Source organism: Metabacillus sp. RB-C-LZQ-3-1 (genome assembly GCF_058315175.1).
In genome coordinates, this window is sequence record NZ_JBZFLI010000058.1 from 1 (window position 1) to 1,400 (window position 1,400).

1 rRNA gene is annotated in these 1,400 nt (G+C 51.8%); it reads left to right on the forward strand.

Annotated features, from left to right (window positions below):
* Positions 1 to 1,400: ribosomal RNA gene (locus AC4GZ8_RS26395) — 23S ribosomal RNA — on the forward strand; the annotation flags it as partial.

Below are 1,400 nucleotides of genomic sequence, written 5' to 3' on the forward strand. Positions count from 1 at the left end.
TCGTAATGGAGCAGTATCTTCACCTGAATTCATAGGGTGATGATGGCAGACCCGGGGAACTGAAACATCTAAGTACCCGGAGGAAGAGAAAGCAAACGCGATTTCCTGAGTAGCGGCGAGCGAAACGGAATTAGCCCAAACCAAGAGGCTTGCCTCTTGGGGTTGTAGGACACTCTATACGGAGTTACAAAGGAACGGAGTAAATGAAGAGGTCTGGAAAGGCCCGTCAAAGAAGGTAACAACCCTGTAGTTGAAACTTCGTTCCCTCCAGAGTGGATCCTGAGTACGGCGGGACACGTGAAATCCCGTCGGAAGCAGGGAGGACCATCTCCCAAGGCTAAATACTCCCTAGTGACCGATAGTGAACCAGTACCGTGAGGGAAAGGTGAAAAGCACCCCGGAAGGGGAGTGAAAGAGATCCTGAAACCGTGTGCCTACAAGTAGTCAAAGCCCGTTAATGGGTAATGGCGTGCCTTTTGTAGAATGAACCGGCGAGTTACGATCCCGTGCAAGGTTAAGTTGAAGAGACGGAGCCGCAGCGAAAGCGAGTCTGAATAGGGCGAAAGAGTACGTGGTCGTAGACCCGAAACCAGGTGATCTACCCATGTCCAGGGTGAAGTTCAGGTAACACTGAATGGAGGCCCGAACCCACGCACGTTGAAAAGTGCGGGGATGAGGTGTGGGTAGCGGAGAAATTCCAATCGAACTTGGAGATAGCTGGTTCTCTCCGAAATAGCTTTAGGGCTAGCCTTGAAATGAGAGTCTTGGAGGTAGAGCACTGATTGGACTAGGGGCCCCCATCGGGTTACCGAATTCAGTCAAACTCCGAATGCCAAAGACTTATGTTCAGGAGTCAGACTGCGAGTGATAAGATCCGTAGTCAAGAGGGAAACAGCCCAGACCACCAGCTAAGGTCCCAAAGTATACGTTAAGTGGAAAAGGATGTGGAGTTGCTTAGACAACCAGGATGTTGGCTTAGAAGCAGCCACCATTTAAAGAGTGCGTAATAGCTCACTGGTCGAGTGACTCTGCGCCGAAAATGTACCGGGGCTAAACGTATCACCGAAGCTGTGGACTGTTCTTTTAGAACAGTGGTAGGAGAGCGTTCTAAGGGCTGTGAAGCCAGACCGAAAGGACTGGTGGAGCGCTTAGAAGTGAGAATGCCGGTATGAGTAGCGAAAGAGGGGTGAGAATCCCCTCCACCGAATGCCTAAGGTTTCCTGAGGAAGGCTCGTCCGCTCAGGGTTAGTCGGGACCTAAGCCGAGGCCGAAAGGCGTAGGCGATGGCCAACAGGTTGAAATTCCTGTACCACCTCCTCACCGTTTGAGCAATGGGGGGACGCAGAAGGATAGGGTAAGCGCGCTGTTGGATTAGCGCGTCCAAGCAGTTAGGCTGACAA